The organism is Micromonospora sp. ATCC 39149 (genome assembly GCF_000158815.1).
GTDB lineage: Bacteria > Actinomycetota > Actinomycetes > Mycobacteriales > Micromonosporaceae > Micromonospora.
Map to the genome: position 1 here is coordinate 136630 of NZ_GG657738.1, position 15845 is coordinate 152474.

Genomic DNA, 15845 nt, shown 5'->3' on the forward strand with positions numbered 1-15845 from the left:
CCCCGCAGGCGTGGGCGCCGCAGAAGGTGGATTTCTGCCACCTGGTCGGCAAACCGGTCGATGCCGCCGAGGCGCTCGCTGCAGCCGATGACGAGTTGCACACTGCCCTGGCCGATCTGGAGACCCAGTTGGCCAAGGGCAACCCGGGCGAGGTCCGGCTCACCGACGACGGCGAACTGATCATCCCGCCGCTAACGGCGGAGGACGTGCCCGCCGAAGCGGATGCGCTGCGCGGCGAGCTGGCCGGGATGCTGCCGCGGGTGCCGATCGCGTCGGTGCTGGTGGAGGTCGACGCGCGGACCGGGTTCACCGATCACCTGGTGCACGCCGGTGGGAAGGTCGCCCGGCCGGCGGAGCTCAAACGCAACCTGCTGTACGTGATCATCGCGGAGGCCACGAACATGGGCCTGTCCGCGATGGCTGAGTCCTGCGGCGTGCCGTACGACGTGCTGGCCTGGACCGCCGAGTGGTACTTCCGCCCCGAGACGCTCGAAGCCGCGAACGCCGCGGTGGTCAACTACCACCACCGGCTCCCGCTTACGAGAGCGTTCGGCTCGGGCACCCTGTCGTCGTCGGACGGGCAGCGGTTCCCGGTCAAGGGCAAGTCCATCACCGCCCGGCACCTGTCCCGGTACTTCGCCCGTGGCCAGGGTGTTTCCACCTACACGCACGTCTCCGACCAGCACTCCACCTTCGACACGAAGGTGATCGTGGCGACCGCGCCGGAGTCGCACTACGTGCTCGACGGGCTGCTGGGCAACGCCACCGACCTGCCGACCTTCGAGCACGCCACCGACACCCACGGCGCGACCCTGGCCAACTTTGCCCTGTTCGACCTGGTCGGCAAGCAGCTCTCGCCGCGAATCCGCGATCTCGGGAAGATCACTCTGTACCGGACCGGGCCCCGCGCTGACTTCCTGGACCGGTATCCGCGCGCTGGGGCGCTGCTGACCCGGCGGCTGAACTTGGACTTGATCACGAGCATGTGGGACGACCTGCTGCGGGTCGCCGCGAGCGTGCAGGGCGGGCACGCCACCGCCGCCCTGGTCGTGGGGAAGCTGTGCTCGTCGAAGCGGCAGCAGAACGCGCTGACCAGCGCGATCAAGGAGTACGGGGCGTTGCGGCGCACCGTTTACGCCACCCGCTATCTGGCCGATGAGACCTACCGGCGGCGCATCGCCCGGCAGCTGAACAAGGGCGAGAACCTGCACGCCCTGCGCCGCTCCCTCGCATACGCCGGCGAAGCAGCGCTGCGCCGCCGGCACCACAAGCAGCAGACCGAACAGATGTGGTGCCTCACCCTGGCCACCAACGCCATCGTCTGCTGGTCGACCGAGTACCACGGCCTCGCCGTCGGCGCGTTACGCCGCGACGGCCGCCAAGTCGACGACGAGGTCCTGGCGCACATCTGGCCCACCCACCACGAGAACGTGCACTTCTGCTGACCCGGGCCGCGTCCCGAGCGCTCACGGCTGCCGCTTCCCGTTTGGCTGGGGATGTGTGACCTGGTTAACCCAGCCCACCGTAACTATACGTCGAGCATGGTTATAGGTATGCGAACTACGGTGATGGACCGGACGGTGACCACAAGGGCGCAGCGGTGGGGGTTGCTGGTCACGGTCAGCGCGGGCCTGTTGTTGATCACCTTGGACAACTCGGTCCTGTACACCGCCCTGCCGACGCTGACCGCCGATCTCGGGGCCACCGGCACGCAGAGCTTGTGGATCATCAACGCCTACCCGGTGGTGATGGCGGGGCTGCTGCTGGGCAGCGGCACGCTGGGTGACCGGGTCGGGCACCGGCGGATGTTCCTGGTCGGGCTGGTGGTGTTCGCCGCCGCGTCCCTGCTGGCGGCGTTTGCGCCCAGCACGGCAGTGTTGATCGCCGCGCGGGCGTTGCTCGCGGTGGGCGCGGCGACGATGATGCCCGCCACCCTGGCCCTGATCCGGGTGACGTTCCAGGTGGAGCGGGAACGCAACATCGCGATCGCGGTGTGGGGCTCCCTCGCCGTGGTGGGTGCCGCGCTCGGCCCGATCGTGGGTGGAGCGCTGTTGGAGGCGTTCTGGTGGGGGTCGGTGTTCCTGATCAACGTCCCGGTCGCCGCCGCCGCCATGGCCGCGACACTGCTGGTCGCGCCGCGCAACGACCCGGACCCGAGCAAGCGATGGGACCTGATGTCCTCGCTGCAAGCGATGGTCGGCCTGGTCGGCGCGGTGTTCGCCATCAAGGAACTCGCGCACCGGCCGCCGTCGCCGACCGTGCTGACGGTCGCGGTGCTCGCCTCGGCCGTCGGGCTCACCCTCTTCGTCCGCAGGCAGCGACGACTGACCGATCCGCTGCTGGACTTCGCGATCTTCCGTAACCCGGCCTTCACCTCCGGGGTCATAGCCGCCGCGCTCGCCCTGTTCGCCATCGCCGGGCTCCAACTGGTCACCACCCAGCGGTTTCAACTCGTCGCGGGTTTCACCCCCCTGCAAGCGGGCCTGCTGGTCGCGGCGGCAGCCGCCGGTTCGCTGCCGACCGCGCTGCTGGGCGGCGCGATCCTGCACCGCACCGGGCTGCTGCCGCTGGTCACCGGTGGTCTCGCCCTCGCCGTGCCCGGCGTCGTCCTTGTCGCCATCGGCCTGCACACGGGTCTCGCCGTCCTGGTCACCGGAATGGTCGTCACCGGTGCTGGACTCGGCGTGGCGATGTCCGTCGCCTCCACCGCGATCATCGGCAACGCCCCAGCCCGCCGCGCCGGCATGGCCGCCTCCGTCGAGGAGGTCTCCTACGAGTTCGGGGCACTGACCGCCGTCGCGCTGCTGGGCAGCCTCATCACCTTCGTCTACGCCACCGCGGTCCGCCTCCCGCCTGGCGCGCCCACCGGGGCCGGCGACAGCCTGCCCGACGCCCTCGCCACAGCCGACGGCAACCAGGCGATCATCGACGCCGCACACACCGCCTACGACACCGGCTACCTGATCACCGTCGCCGTCGTGGCCATCGTCCTCACCGCCGGCGCGGCACTCACCGGACGGCTCCTGCGTCACCACGGCCCCGGCACCTACCCCACCGAGCACTAACGGCAGAGTGGCCCACCATGCGACCGAGCAAGCGGATCCTCATCCTCGACGCCGCCCTACGCGTCATCGAACGTGACGGTGTCACCGCCGTCACCTACGAAACCGTCGCCGAGGAAGCCGGCATCACCAAAGCAGGAGTCGTCTACCACTTCCCCACCCGCGAGGCGCTCCTGCACGCCGCGCGGGAGCGCCTCGCCACCCACTGGGAAAACGCGATGACCAGCGCGGCCGGCGGCCCCGCCGAAACGCTCAGCGAAGCCCAACGCCTCGCCGCCTACGCCACCGTCACCGCCCAAGCCGCCACCCGCGCCGAACTCGAACTCGCCCTCCACCACAACACCACCGAACCGGCAACCAGCGCGCCATTCATCGACGTGATGAACCGCTGGACACCACCCCTACCACACACCCCACCCTTGACCACCGACCAGATCCGCGCGCTGATCGCACGCCTCGCCGCCGACGGCCTCTGGCTCCACGAAACACTCACCGGCACACTCATGCCCGACCAGATGCGCCGATACCTCGCCCAGCACATCGCCGACCTCGTCCCACAAACCCCGAACACCCGACCAGCCAAGCATCACGGAACATCAGCAACGCCGAAGCCAACGGCCCTCGACGTCGCCGTGACTCCGCAGGCCGGCGGAGAACGCCGCGAGCTGTGACACAGAATCCCGTATTCTCTGTCACAGAGCCGGCGATCGACCCGTCGCCACCTGCGGGCCGCCGTCACTGTTGAGCGGCGCTCAGGGGTCAGCGGTTCGCGACGCTGAGCGTCAGTAGTTCCGACACCGAATGTCAGTGCTCGCGACACGAAACGTCAGTCAGTGGTCTTGGCCGTTGTCGTTGTCCCGGTCGAGATCGAATCCCAGGTTGTAGGCCAGTTCCGGCGTCATGATGACGATCGGCTCTCCAGGCCGGTGCCCATCGCGCACGTCCTGCTCTGTTGGAGCGATCATGGCGAGGTAGCCGTGGCTGACGGCGTCGTTGAAGGTTCGCGGCGCGAGCCTGGCCAGCAGTCGCGCGTGGTCTTGTCGCCCGATCAGCACCTCGGCAATCAGGTGGCACAAGACCGGATCGGTGCCTTTACGCGCGTGGGCCGCCTCGGCGAGCCGTTTGCGGGTGGCCGCGTCGAGTAGGCGAGGCGAGGCGGCCAGCCGTACGTGGTCCGGGGTCTGGATCAGGACGAAGCCGCTGGACAGGTCGACGGCGTCGGCGATCGCGTCGAGGGCCTGGCTGACACGGCTGGTAGGCCAGCCGAGGACGGCGGCGAGGTCGACGATCGGCACGGGGACGTCGAACAGCGTGGTCAGCACGACGTGGACCTTGATCGCGTCGGTTCGTGGGCGACGGGCGGCGTCTGTTTGGGTGCGTGGGGCCGGGCCTCCCATCCACTCCGGCCAGGGCAGTCGCAGGACGCGAGCCAGCCGGCGCAGTCGGCCGACGCGGAAGTGGTCGTACCAGTCGGGCTTGTCCAGCAGATCGAGCATGTCCTCGCTGATGCCCAGCAGTTCGGCGAGCTCGCCGCGGGTGTAGCCCTGTTCGCGGGCCAGCTCGCGCACGTTGTGGGTCGGCGGCCGCGACGGTTCGGGGCTCATCGGGTGTCCAGCTGCCATCGCACGTGAGTGTGGTCGGGTACGTGCTCGTCGGCTTTGGTCATGCTGAGGTGCCGTTGTGCCAGCCAGGAGCGGCCGGGGGCGGTCCGGATGCCGTAGGGGTCGGGGTATCTGGCGTCGGTGTCGGCGGTGGCGATCGACAGTTCGCTGAGGGTGCGCCGGGACAGCTCTTGGCTGGGCTGCCATGGGTCGAACGGTCGTGGCTGGCCCACGGCCAGCAGCGGCTCTGCGGGTTGTGCTCCTTCGGCTTGGCGCCAGGCGACCTGGGCGAGCAGGATCGGGGCGGCGGCGCGCGGTACGGGGACCGGGCCGAAGCTGGTCAGCAGGTTGTGCCCGAGCGCGTCGACGGCGTTGATCGGCCACACGTCGCGGGCCGGCCATGAGCCGGGCAGTCCGCCTGGCATGAGCAGTTCCAGCAGGGTCGCGGCGGCCGCGTCCGGCCGGAAGAGGGTGCGCAGCGCGGCGATCAGCTGCGGGGTCGCCTTGCTGAGCAGGTGCTGCGGTCCGAGGTTGCCGGGCCGGTGTTGGAGCAGCAGGCCGTTGCGCAGCAGGGCCGCTTGGGCGGCGCGGACGGTGACGAGCGCTTCGCCGGCGCTGGCCGACTGGTAGATCCAGCGGGCTAGTTCTACGGCCAGGCGGCTGCTCTCGACGACGGCGGGCGGGTGTGGGGACAGGCTGGGGGCGATGGTCTGGAAGTACCTGTTGGCGTCGGCCCAGTGCTGGTCGACCAGCTTGGCGCTCCAGCGGTCGAGGGTGCGGGCGCAGGCGCTGCGGAAGGTCAGGAAGTCGGCGGTGGGCAGCTCGTCGGGGATCGGCGCGGGCCACTGCGGGCGCGGGAGCTGGCCGGGCAGCAGCGTCTTGAGCGCTGAGGGTCGGACCTTGCCGTGAATCAGCCGGTCGGGCACACCGATGCGGTGATCGTCGCCTTTGCGGCCGGCGTCGACCAGCCAGAGCCGGGCAGGGATGGCCGCGGCGATGGCCACCAGTTCATTCTGCAGCTTGGCGGGGACGCGGTGCGCTCGGTCGATGACGATGTCCATCGGCTGGTGGCCGATGAGCCAGGCGCGGGCGGCGCGGGCGACGATGATCGGCCCGGGAACCACCTTGAACCGGTCGGAGTCGACGGGCTTGCCGAGCGCGCCCAGCACCGCCAGCCACAGCTCGTTGGCGGTGACGTTGCCCGGTCGGGTGCGCACGACGACGACGCCGGAGTCGACGTCGGCGATGCCGGTCAGCAGCGTACGGGTCGACGGGTCGTCGTCGGGGTCGCGGACCCACAGCACGGGCCGGTCCCAGCGAGTCCATGGCACCGGCGGGGCGGCCCGGTCAGCCATCGTCGCCGCCGTGCAGCGCGAAGGTGTTGTTGACGATCTCCATGTCGATGCGGGTGCGGCCAGTACGTTGGGCCAGCAGCGCCGCGGTGCTGGAGAACAGTGCCCAGTTGCGCCAGATGCCGTGGGCGAACCGCTCGTCGACGTAGGACAGCAGGTCGTCGTCGGCGTCGGCGTACATGGGGTGGTAGCCGCGCATCACGGTCGGTACTTCGTCGGGCGGCAGGGCGGTGAACTCCTGGCGCCGCCAGATCCGCGAGCGCAGCATGGGCTGGCTCTTGAGGACCTCCCAGCAGCCGTTGCCGCCGACGTAGAGCAGCCCGAACCGGGTCTCGTCGTGGTCGTGCAGGTAGCGCAGCAGGTCGATGCACTCCTCCGACAGGCGCTGCGCCTCGTCGACCACCAGCAGCCGGGGCTGGCGGGCCAGTTCTTTGACCAGCGCACCGGTGAGGGTGAACCGGTTGTTGTTGCGGGAGGGCTGGTGGCCGGACAGCTCCTGCAGCAGCAGATCGGCGACCAGGCGCATGGTCGGCCGGGACGGGAACGAGATCGCGCAGACCGGCACCTTGCGCTTGCCAACCGGCGGCAGCGCCGCGACGGTCGTCCGTACCGCGAACGTCTTGCCGAGCCCGGCCATGCCGTAGATGACGCCGACGGCCTGGTGGACGGCGATGTCGTTGACGACGTGGCGGGCCAGCTGCACCTGGGTGGTGGAGATGGTCCGCGCCCCGGCCGGACCGGCTCCCGGGGGCCTGGTCACGACGTCCACCACCGGGCCGGATCGTCGAGGTCGACCGGCTCGTCTTCCAGCGGTGCCGGCGGCACCAGCCCGAGCAGGCTGGTCGAGGTAGGCGTGGCAGGGCGGCGCCGGGCGCGAGCGGCTGCTTCGCGATCGGCGAGGCTGACCGCGCCGGAGCTCGCCGTGGTGGTGGTCTGGTCGGCATCCGACAGCACCCGCAGCCGCTGACGGGCCCGCCGGGTCGCCGACCGCTTGTCGGCCGCGGCCTGGCGGGCCTGCTCGCGCACCGCCTGGTCGTACTGGGCCTGCTGGGCGTCGGTCAGCATCGTGTCGGGGTGGCAGGTCGTCAGGTACTGCCCGTCGAGGTAGACGTGCAGGAAGCTCTCGTCATGCGGCATGTACCGGATGCGGACCGCCGTGCCGCGCCGCTCGCGCAGCTTGCCGCTGGGGTCGGCGTAGTGCAGGTTGCGGAACCGGATGCCGTTGCCCCCGACAGTGCGGGCCTCGTCGGCCAGCAGCAGATGGACCAGGTGCTGCTCCGGGGCGTGGCGCAGCGGGGTCGGGTCCTCGGCCCATGCCTGGGCGGGGGCCCGGCCGCCGAGCTGGCTGTGGCGGTGCTCGAAGTTGTACCAACGCACCCAGTCCGCGAACAGCTTGACCAGCACCTCCCAACGCAGCGGCACCACCGCCGCGGTGTCGGCTGCGGCGGCGTCGGCGTACGCGTGCCGGGCCTTGACCCGGTCGTCCAGCGGTCCGGTCAGCCTCCCGGACGCCTCGCGCGGCCCTTCGGTGAAGCCGGGCAGGGCGGACAGCAGCATCTGGTCGACGGTCCGGACGCTGCGCTCGACCTTGCCTTTCTTGTGCGGCTGGAACGGCGGCAGGCGCAGCACCTCCACGGCCAGGGTGCCCATCGCGGTGGTCACCGCGTCGGAGGCGAACTCCAGGCCCTGGTCCAGGCGCAGCATCCCGGGCAGGCCGTGGGCCGGGCTGGCCGCGTCGGGCAGCATCCCCATCCGCAGGGCGGTCAGCACCGTCCCGGCGTGCGGGGTGGTGGCGATGGCCCAGCCTGTGATCACCCGGGTGGCGTCGTCGAGGAACATCGTCAGCCACGGGCGGCACGCCGGCCCGCGCGGCGGCAGGACCAGGATCGGCAGGTTCTTGTGGTCGCCTTCCCACACCTGGTTGCGGTGGCTGCCGCGTCTGCGCAGGTAGACCAGCTTCGCCCGGCGGGCACGCTCGCCGTGGCGCACCGCCTCCCGCTGCGCCGGGGTGACCTCGGCCGCGAACGCCCGCTCCAGCGTCCGACGGGTCACCGGCGGGGCACCGGCCCATCCGGCCAGCAGCTGGGGGTGGATCGGCAACCCGGCCGCCGTGGTGTCGCCGCGCAGCGCCGCTTGCCTGGCGCGGAACACCGCGGCGACGTTGCCCCGGTAGTCGGCCAGGGCGTCACGGTCGGTCTGCGACAGCTGGAACCCGCGCCGGAACTGCTCTGCGGGCTGGGCCAGGCGCCGCCACACGCTGCGCTCGGTCACGCCCAGGCCCACCGCGACGGTCGCGACGTGCTGGCCCGTCAGCTGACCTGCGGTGCGCAGTTCGGCCAGCTGGTGCAGGGCGGCGTCCCACTGCTGCGCACTCGGTCGCGGCATCGCTGTCCTCCGTCATGGATCTCGCAACGGCGTCGACGCGGACAGCGATGCCAGACGATCTCACCCGCACCGGTCGATCATGTCAAGAGCGGCCGGATCGCAGGCGGCACAGCCGATCGTGCTTCCACGGAAGCACACCGGCGGCGGTCGCCGCGGTGCCCGCGCACTCGGCAGCGACTGCCGACTACCGCCGCTGACGGACTCGATCATGACCGGCCACGGTCCTCACGCGGATCAGTGGTCGTGGCTGTCGCGCCGGTAGGCGAGGAGGCAGGGGTCGTCCGGGTCGATCGCGTGTACGACCCGGCGGGCGATCTCGCGAAGCTGGCGCTGCTGTGTCCTGGTGAGGCTGTCGAACGCCAGCCGGCGCACCTCGGCGACGTGCCCGGGTGCGGTGGCGACGACTTTGTCGAGGCCGGTGTCGGTCAGGATCGCCAGGGTGAAACGGCCGTCGGCCGGGTCCGGGGTACGGCGAACCCAGCCCTGCTTCTCCATGCGGGCGACGACCTGCGACAGCCGTGCCAGTGAGCCCTCGGCGAAGGCGGCGAGCACACTCATCCGCAGGGTGCGTTCGGGCGCCATCGACAGGCCGGCGAGCACCTGGTACTCGAAGTGGCTGATCTGCGCGTCGCGCTGCAACTGAGCGTCGATCGCCGCGGGGAGCCGCACGACCATCCCGTACAGCATCTGCCAGGTCTGCTGCTGCTCCTCGTCGAGCCAGCGCGGCTCCGCAGTATCGGTCATGCCCTTCAGGATAACTTCACGCGTTAACCGGCTTGCACCCGACGATCACTTGCGTCTTTAAGTCATCTGGCCGTACTGTTGACTCAACGCATTAAGTCATCGAGTGGCCGGAGGGCCCCATGAACATCGTCTTGTGGATCATCGCCGGCCTGCTTGCCGCCGCATTCGCCTTCTTCGGCGCGACCAAGCTGGCACAGCCGAAGGAGAAACTCGCCGCGTCCGGCATGGCCTGGACTGAGAACGTCAGCTCCGGCCTGGTCAAGCTCATCGGCGCCCTGGAGGTCCTGGCAGCTATCGGCCTCATCCTGCCCGCCGTCCTCGACATCGCACCCATACTGGTGCCGCTCGCCGCGCTCGGCCTCGTCCTCATCATGATCGGCGCGATCGTGACCCACGCCCGCCGCAAGGAGTACCAGGCCATCGGCATGAACGTGGTCCTGCTACTGCTCGCCGCCGTCGTCGCCTGGGGCCGGTTCGGCCCGTACGGCTTCGGCTCCTGACCACCTCGAAACGTCATCACCGCCGTCCCCACAGACTCAAGGAGTACGTCATGCGTGCAGTTCACGTCCCGGCCGCCGGCGAGAAGCCGCAGATCGGCGACCTGCCCACCCCCACCGTCACCGACGGCACCGTCCTGATCCGGGTCAAGGCCGCCGCCCTCAACCCGGTCGACAACGTCCTGGTCGCCGGCTACCTCGCCAGCATGCTCCCGCACGAATACCCCCTAGTGGCGGGCCGCGACGCCGCCGGTGTCGTCGAGGCCGTCGGCACGGGTGTCGAGCACGTCAAACCCGGCGACGAAGTCTTTGGCCACGTCCTGCTCGCACCCCCAGTCCAGGCCGGCACCCTCGCCGAGTACGCCCTGCTGCCGGCCGCCGCGGTCGCGCTCAAGCCCGCCGGCATCGACTTCGTCCAGGCCGCGGCCCTGCCCCTCGCAGCCGCGGCCGCTGCCCAGGCCGTCGACGCCATCGAGGTAAAGCCCGGCCAGACCGTCCTGGTCAACGGCGCTTCCGGCGGCGTCGGCTCCTACGCCGTGCAGTTGCTCGCCGCCCGCGGCGCCACCGTCATCGCCACCGGCACCGACACCGGCCGGCTCACCGGCCTCGGCGCCACCACCGTCGTCGACCGCTCGGCCGGTCCCGTTGCCGAGCAGGTCCTCACCGCCCACCCCGGCGGCGTCGACGCCCTGGTCAACCTGTTCGGCAACACCGCCGACGACATCCCCCTCACCGCCGTTCGCCCGGGCGGCAAGGTCTCCACCCTCACCCAGGGCCCGGACGCCGACACCGCTACCACCGCCGGCGTCACCGTCACCTCGATCATGGCCGCCCCCGTGCGGGAAGTCACCGGCCCCCTCGCCGAGCAGGCCGCCGCCGGCACCCTCAAGGTCGACGTCGGCGCGGTCATCACCCTCGACGAGGCCCTCGACGGCCTCGCCGCCATCGCCGCCGGAAACGCCAAGGGCAAGATCGTCGTCACCCTCGACAACTGATCACCAGCTCCGATGACGGCCGGTGCCTGGCCCCGACCGGGCGCCGCCACCCCGGCGCCTCACGAACCGCCGAGACCGGCAAGGCCAAGCCGGGGCCCTGGATCAACCGCGCCGACCTCGCCGGCTTCCTTCTCGACGCCATCGAGCAGGCCACCTGGATCCGCAAGGCGCCGTTGGTGTGGAACGCCAAGGGCTGACCCAACCACCTCGGTGAAAACCCGCTGGCCCGCACGGCACCGCGACCGGAGCCGACGTGCGCGCTATAACCGCAAAAATTCCCCCCTGCCTCGTTCCCTGTTGGCCGTACAGCTGGCTCACCGTCAGCGGATAAAGCAAAGGAGCTATCAATGAACGATCGTGCGAAACCGTCGGTAATAACCGCCGAAATGCAGAATGCCAAAGTCCTGGCACTCCTCGAGGACCCCGCGCTCCAGGAATTAACCAGCACCGTCTCGCCGGTCCTCCCGGATGACTGGCCTGCCGGGGCCACGCCCAAGACGACCGAAGGCCCTTACTATCTCTCGTTCGGCCAGAGCCTGCTCCGGAGCGACATCACCGAGGACCGGAAGGGCGTTCCGCTGACCTTGCGGTACACCGTCGTCGACGCGGTGACCCAGGCGCCGGTCAAGGGCGCTCGCGTCGACACCTGGCATTGCGACGCGTTCGGCTACTACTCCGGCTACCTGAGCCATGACCCCGATACCTTCCCCGGATCGGAGGCGCTGAGCCACATCGAGCCGTCCGATGAGTCGCGGTTCTTGCGCGGCAGTCAGTACACCGACGAGAGCGGGGGCGTGGAATTCGGCACCGTCTACCCGGGGTGGTACCACAACCGGGACGTGCACATCCACATGAAGGTGTACGTCGATGACCGGGAGGTGTATGTTGGACAGCTGCATATGCCCGACGATGTCAACGACATCGTCGGGACGCTGCCGCCCTACGACGGGCACATCACCCTCGAACGCCTTGCGAACGACGAAGACCTCCTCTATCAGAGCGACAACGGCCAGGACCTCGTCCCGGACGTGCGGCCGGTGTCAGAGGGCAATCCGGAAATCGGCTTCATCGCGGCGTTCACGCTGGCAGTCGTCACCTCGTAAGAACATTCCGCATTGACCGGAACCAGCCGGAAAAAGGAGGGCGCCTTGCCCTCCTTTCGGCCAAGGTTGCACCGTGCAACAACGTCAGGGTCCTTCAGGAAAAGCAGCTTGGTCGCCGCTGATCCTCCGGGGCCCTGACGCCTTCCACCCCTCCGCCACGCCGCCCGACGAGCTACCCCTCAACCACGCTCAACTGCGAAGACCCAGCAAAGGAGCTATCAATGAACGATCGTGCGAAACCGTCGAACGACGAACACTCGATCCAGCGCCTCCTCGCCCTGGCGGCGATGCTGTTGGACCGGCATCGCTTCCGCGATCTGGCCGAGCTGCACGCCGAGGACGCAGCGGTCATCGTCGGCGGCGGTGAGCCTGTGCGCGGGCGGGCGGCGATCGAAGCAATGCTGCGGGAAGCGAACGATCCGAACTCACCGAAGGCGGTGGCAAAGGGGCCGGCGCGGCACCACGTCTCGCCCGCGGTCATAGATGTCGACGGCGCCACCGCTCGAGCGTGGAGCGAGTTGCTCTTCCTCAACCAGATCGACGGGCGATGGATGCCGGCCGCCGCGGCCAGCTACTGCGACCGGCTCGTCAAAGACGGCGAGCGCTGGTTGCTGAGTGAGCGCCGGGTCATCTTCCCCGGGGACGACTCCGAGGCCACCGCGCCCCCGCTCAGGTAGTCACCGGGCGGGACGGATAGAACCGGTGCTGTCACGGGTTGTGTTTCGCGCTGGGCGAGCTGCATCCGGCCGCTTATCGCGCGGAGTTGATCTTCCTGGATTCGTCGATCGGCGAGGCGGCCACGCTCGACGACGCGCCGCCACAGGTGGATGACTTCCCCCCGTCCGCGGCCTGAATTCAACGCTTCGCGAGCGTCGGGAAACCGCTGCTCGGATATTGAAAGGTGAGGTCGTGCACACTGACGATGAGGTCCGCAGCCGCAAGCAGGCGAAGGTCTGCGTGCAGGTGCAGGCGATGCACTCGAGCTATGACCGCCTTCGGGCAGCGTGGCGCGAGGTGGACCGGCTCGGCTTCGATTCGCTGTGGGTCCCCGACCACTTCTTTCCCTGGGCGGGCGACGAGAAGGGCACCAACCTCGAAGCGTGGACGCTGCTAGCGGCGATGGGCGCCGAGACAAGCACCCCGACGCTCGGCACCCTCGTCAGTGCCTACGCCTACCGCAATGCCGACCTGATGGCGGAGACCGAGCGGGAGAACATCCGCGAGTCGACGCTGGAAGGGCTCGAAACCGCAGCCCGCAAGGGCAAGCACGGCGGCCGGCCGCCGGTCATCACCGACGACATGCTCCACACCGTGCTGCGGCGCAGGGCGAAAGGCGAGTCGGTCGAGCAGATCCAGCCCGACATGATCATCCCCACCGGCAAGCGCAAGGGCCAGAGTCCCTCGGTGGCGAGCATCTACCGGGCGCTCGCAGAGCACGCCAAACTCGAGGCATACCCCGAAGCCATCGAGGCCGCGCACGCCGACTTCGGCGCCCTCCAGAACAGCGAAGTCCCCGGAGCCCGCCCTTGCCGCTCCTGACCGAGCGTCACTCTGATTACGCCGAGCTACTTGTCACTTCGCCGTAGCTTCGGGAGAACAGGGCCGAGGACCCCGGTGATGCGATCACCGGGGTCCTCTCACCGTTCATGATCGTTCTCACCGATACGGGGCGTTCTTAAGGATCTTGCGACCAGGTATCAAATAGTTGATCAAGGCTGTGGATCTGTTGGGGATGATCAATGGCCGGAATGATATTCGTCTGTGAGTCGCCCCTCGATGGACCTTGGCGATCTGGTCGAGCACTGGACGCTGGTCGAACCTGAGCTTGATCTGGTCGCCAGAAAGCATGGCGTCACCAGACTCGGGTTCGCGCTGATGGTGAAGTTCTACGGCCGGTTCGGCCGCTTCCCACGCGGCCGGGGCGAGTTCCACGCCGACGCTGTCGAGTTCGTGGCCAGGCAGCTGCGATGCGAGCCCGGGGACCTGGGCTTCTACGAGTGGGATGGCATCACCTACAAGCGGCACCGCGGCGAGATCCGGCGGTTCTTCGGGTTCAGGGCCGCGACGGTGGCCGATCAGGACAAGCTCGTCGACTGGCTGGCCGGCGATGTGGCGCAGCGGGAGCGACGCCCGGAACTGGTGCGCGAGCAGTTCCTGGCGGAGTGCCGGGCACGGCAGTTGGAACCTCCGACGGCGGGGCAGATCGATCGGATCGTCGGCACGGCGCTGAGCCGGGCGGGTGAGGCGCTGGCGGCCAGGATCGTTGCCAGGCTGGACCGGGATGTGGCGCTGCGCCTGCTGACGCTGGTCAGCGTCGGCGACCACGACGACTCGACGCTGCTGCGGTCGGTGAAGGCGACCACCTGCGACGTCAGCTTGAAGTCGATGCTGGCCGAGATCGACAAGTTGGAGGCGGTGCGGTCGTTCCGGCTACGGCACGAACACCGGCATCCGGGCCGTGGCCGCCACCGCCAACCAGCGCGAGCAGCACCTGTACTACCTGGTTCGCCGCTACCTCACCCCGGAACTCGTCCGCGCGCTCGCGGTGGACATCGCCAACGCCACGTTCGCGGTGCGGCAGCGGGCGCTGTGGGCGCTGTGGGGCGCCGGCTCGACCGCGGTGGCCTCCGACTCGACTCACTTCGGCGCGTGGGACCAGAACCTGTTCACCGAGTGGCATTCCCGGTACAAGTCGCGCGGAGTGCTGATCTACTGGCACGTCGAACGCAAGAGCATGGTGATCCACTCCCAGCTGCTCAACTGCACCGCGTCCGAGGTCGCCGCGATGGTCGACGGGGCGATGCACCACGGAACCGAGATGGACGTACGGTCGAACTACGTCGATACCCACGGCCAGTCCGTGATCGGGTTCGGCCTGACCAGGCTGTTGGGCTTCGACCTGCTGCCGAGGATCAAGCGGATTAACCACCTGCGGCTTTACCCGGCGAGCGCCGGCTGGCGCGACACCTACCCGGAGCTCGCGCCGGCGATGGTGAACCGGTCGATCGACTGGGACCTGATCGCCGACGAGTACGACTACATGATCAAGTACGCGATCTCGATCATGAACAAGACTGCCTCGACCGCGGCAATCCTGCGCCGCTTCCACCGCGCCAACCTGATGCACCCCACCTACCAGGCCATGCAGGAACTCGGCCGCGCCCAGCGCACAATCTTCGCCTGCCGCTATCTCCGCGACCGCGACCTGCAGCGGGAGATCAACTCCGGGTTGAACGTGGTGGAGTCGTGGAACTACGGCAACAGCGTGATCTTCTTCGGCAAGGGCGGCGACATCCCCGGCAATCGCCGCGACCAGCAGGAACTGTCCGTGCTCTGCCTGCGGGTACTGCAAGCCTCGATCGGCTACCTGAACACCCTGATGATCCAGGACGTCCTCGCCGACGGCGCCGTCGCGCTCACCGCAGAGGACGAGCGGGGCCTCAACCCGCTGTTCTGGTCGAACATCGCCCCGTACGGCGAAGTCAAGATCGACCTCGGCCGGCGCATCACCCTCACCGGCGACACCCGCCCGGCCGCGCCGGCCGGCGACGACCCCGACCCCGTTCGTTGACCGTGAGGAAGACCCCGACGATGCCGAAGGCCCTGCCCGTGACCCACACCGACGACCTCCACCAGCGGGCCGGCGCCACGCTGGGCGGCGCGCTCGAGCGGGCCGCCGCCGCGGTGGCCGCCAGCGACTTCACCCGGGCCGCGACCGCCGCGCAGCAACTGGCCCAGTACGCGCAGCACCTGCAGACCGCCGTGGTCCGCGACGCGCTGGCCGCCGGGGCGGACTGGTGGCAGCTCGGCGAGCACCTCGGCCTGCACCCGCAGGCCGCCTACGAGCAGCACCGCGGCGCCGCCGAAGGCCTGCGCCCGCCCGCGCAGCAGCGGCCGCAGCTGGCGGTGGTGTGCACCGCCGGCCTGCTCGCCGAGCACGACCAGGTCGCCGAGCACGGCGTCGACCTGGACGACCTGGGCGACGACCACAGCCTCACCCAGGACCCGACCGTGGCCCGCCTGCGCGCCGCGGCCGAGCTGCTCGACGAGGTCCACGGCCGGGTGATGCCCGAGACCCGCGACGCCGTGGGCGGCGCACCATGAGG

16 protein-coding genes and 1 pseudogene are annotated in these 15845 nt (G+C 69.6%); 12 read left to right on the plus strand and 5 right to left on the minus strand.

The genetic code is table 11. The annotated features are described in order from the left end of the window. The 3 genes from MCAG_RS00550 to MCAG_RS00560 all read left to right on the plus strand — a co-directional run. Positions 1 to 1445 (plus strand): Tn3 family transposase (locus MCAG_RS00550; RefSeq protein ID WP_036371749.1); only part of this gene is annotated, 1445 nt, incomplete at its 5' end. Positions 1446 to 1568: 123 nt separating this feature from the next. After that, on the plus strand, positions 1569 to 3065 hold the full coding sequence (locus tag MCAG_RS00555; RefSeq protein ID WP_036371752.1) for an MFS transporter: 1497 nt from the start codon (positions 1569 to 1571) through the stop codon (positions 3063 to 3065). A gap of 17 nt (positions 3066 to 3082) precedes the next feature. Continuing rightward, a complete protein-coding gene (locus tag MCAG_RS00560; RefSeq protein WP_007071058.1) occupies positions 3083 to 3733 on the plus strand; it encodes a TetR/AcrR family transcriptional regulator in 651 nt (216 codons plus the stop codon). A 159-nt stretch (positions 3734 to 3892) separates the two neighbouring features. Here MCAG_RS00560 and MCAG_RS00565 read toward each other — a convergent pair whose 3' ends face one another. From MCAG_RS00565 to MCAG_RS00585, 5 genes are all read right to left on the minus strand, one after another. After that, entirely contained in the window at positions 3893 to 4684 is a 792-nt protein-coding gene (locus MCAG_RS00565) for a helix-turn-helix transcriptional regulator (RefSeq protein WP_157547774.1), read from the minus strand. Then, positions 4663 to 6018 (minus strand): hypothetical protein, encoded by a 1356-nt coding sequence (locus tag MCAG_RS00570; protein WP_007071060.1) that lies wholly within the window; start codon positions 6016 to 6018, stop codon positions 4663 to 4665. Before MCAG_RS00570 ends, MCAG_RS00565 begins: the two co-directional genes overlap by 22 nt. Next, positions 6011 to 6775 (minus strand): ATP-binding protein, encoded by a 765-nt coding sequence (locus MCAG_RS00575; RefSeq protein WP_036375843.1) that lies wholly within the window; start codon positions 6773 to 6775, stop codon positions 6011 to 6013. The genes MCAG_RS00570 and MCAG_RS00575 overlap by 8 nt, the downstream gene beginning before the upstream one ends. Next, positions 6772 to 8400: a Mu transposase C-terminal domain-containing protein gene (locus tag MCAG_RS00580; protein WP_007071062.1), complete on the minus strand. Its 1629-nt coding sequence runs from the start codon at positions 8398 to 8400 to the stop codon at positions 6772 to 6774. Before MCAG_RS00580 ends, MCAG_RS00575 begins: the two co-directional genes overlap by 4 nt. 234 nt (positions 8401 to 8634) lie before the next feature. Continuing rightward, on the minus strand, positions 8635 to 9144 hold the full coding sequence (locus MCAG_RS00585; protein WP_007071063.1) for a MarR family winged helix-turn-helix transcriptional regulator: 510 nt from the start codon (positions 9142 to 9144) through the stop codon (positions 8635 to 8637). A gap of 119 nt (positions 9145 to 9263) precedes the next feature. Between MCAG_RS00585 and MCAG_RS00590 the strand changes: the two genes are divergently transcribed. From MCAG_RS00590 to MCAG_RS00625, 9 genes and pseudogenes are all read left to right on the plus strand, one after another. Further along, entirely contained in the window at positions 9264 to 9644 is a 381-nt protein-coding gene (locus MCAG_RS00590) for a DoxX family protein (RefSeq protein ID WP_007071064.1), read from the plus strand. Between the two features lie 50 nt (positions 9645 to 9694). Then, positions 9695 to 10636: an NADP-dependent oxidoreductase gene (locus MCAG_RS00595; RefSeq protein ID WP_007071065.1), complete on the plus strand. Its 942-nt coding sequence runs from the start codon at positions 9695 to 9697 to the stop codon at positions 10634 to 10636. A gap of 347 nt (positions 10637 to 10983) precedes the next feature. Then, complete coding sequence (locus MCAG_RS00600; RefSeq protein WP_083802148.1) at positions 10984 to 11739, plus strand: hypothetical protein; 756 nt, start codon at positions 10984 to 10986, stop codon at positions 11737 to 11739. Positions 11740 to 11960: 221 nt separating this feature from the next. Further along, positions 11961 to 12416: a nuclear transport factor 2 family protein gene (locus MCAG_RS00605; protein WP_007071067.1), complete on the plus strand. Its 456-nt coding sequence runs from the start codon at positions 11961 to 11963 to the stop codon at positions 12414 to 12416. A 38-nt stretch (positions 12417 to 12454) separates the two neighbouring features. Then, positions 12455 to 12592, plus strand: coding sequence for a hypothetical protein (locus MCAG_RS31950; protein ID WP_157547776.1), 138 nt, complete (start codon positions 12455 to 12457; stop codon positions 12590 to 12592). A gap of 56 nt (positions 12593 to 12648) precedes the next feature. Beyond that, the gene (locus MCAG_RS30135; RefSeq protein WP_007071068.1) at positions 12649 to 13278 is read left to right on the plus strand and encodes an LLM class flavin-dependent oxidoreductase; all 630 of its coding nucleotides are present in this window, start codon (positions 12649 to 12651) and stop codon (positions 13276 to 13278) included. Positions 13279 to 13515: 237 nt separating this feature from the next. Then, positions 13516 to 13902: pseudogene (locus tag MCAG_RS34200) on the plus strand (DUF4158 domain-containing protein); the annotation flags it as partial. 295 nt (positions 13903 to 14197) lie between these two features. Next, positions 14198 to 15310, plus strand: coding sequence for a Tn3 family transposase (locus MCAG_RS34205; RefSeq protein ID WP_007071069.1), 1113 nt, complete (start codon positions 14198 to 14200; stop codon positions 15308 to 15310). Positions 15311 to 15330: 20 nt separating this feature from the next. After that, a complete protein-coding gene (locus MCAG_RS00625) occupies positions 15331 to 15843 on the plus strand; it encodes a hypothetical protein (protein WP_036371761.1) in 513 nt (170 codons plus the stop codon). The last annotated feature ends 2 nt before the right edge of the window (positions 15844 to 15845 follow it).

Bases quoted from the DNA above. Each gene is read 5' to 3' on its own strand.
- MCAG_RS00555 (WP_036371752.1), top strand. From the start codon at position 1,569: ATGGACCGGACGGTGACCACAAGGGCGCAGCGGTGGGGGTTGCTGGTC.
- MCAG_RS00560 (WP_007071058.1), top strand. From the start codon at position 3,083: ATGCGACCGAGCAAGCGGATCCTCATCCTCGACGCCGCCCTACGCGTC.
- MCAG_RS00565 (WP_157547774.1), bottom strand. From the start codon at position 4,684: ATGGCAGCTGGACACCCGATGAGCCCCGAACCGTCGCGGCCGCCGACC.
- MCAG_RS00570 (WP_007071060.1), bottom strand. From the start codon at position 6,018: ATGGCTGACCGGGCCGCCCCGCCGGTGCCATGGACTCGCTGGGACCGG.
- MCAG_RS00580 (WP_007071062.1), bottom strand. From the start codon at position 8,400: ATGCCGCGACCGAGTGCGCAGCAGTGGGACGCCGCCCTGCACCAGCTG.
- MCAG_RS00585 (WP_007071063.1), bottom strand. From the start codon at position 9,144: ATGACCGATACTGCGGAGCCGCGCTGGCTCGACGAGGAGCAGCAGCAG.
- MCAG_RS00590 (WP_007071064.1), top strand. From the start codon at position 9,264: ATGAACATCGTCTTGTGGATCATCGCCGGCCTGCTTGCCGCCGCATTC.
- MCAG_RS00595 (WP_007071065.1), top strand. From the start codon at position 9,695: ATGCGTGCAGTTCACGTCCCGGCCGCCGGCGAGAAGCCGCAGATCGGC.
- MCAG_RS00600 (WP_083802148.1), top strand. From the start codon at position 10,984: ATGAACGATCGTGCGAAACCGTCGGTAATAACCGCCGAAATGCAGAAT.
- MCAG_RS00605 (WP_007071067.1), top strand. From the start codon at position 11,961: ATGAACGATCGTGCGAAACCGTCGAACGACGAACACTCGATCCAGCGC.
- MCAG_RS00625 (WP_036371761.1), top strand. From the start codon at position 15,331: ATGCCGAAGGCCCTGCCCGTGACCCACACCGACGACCTCCACCAGCGG.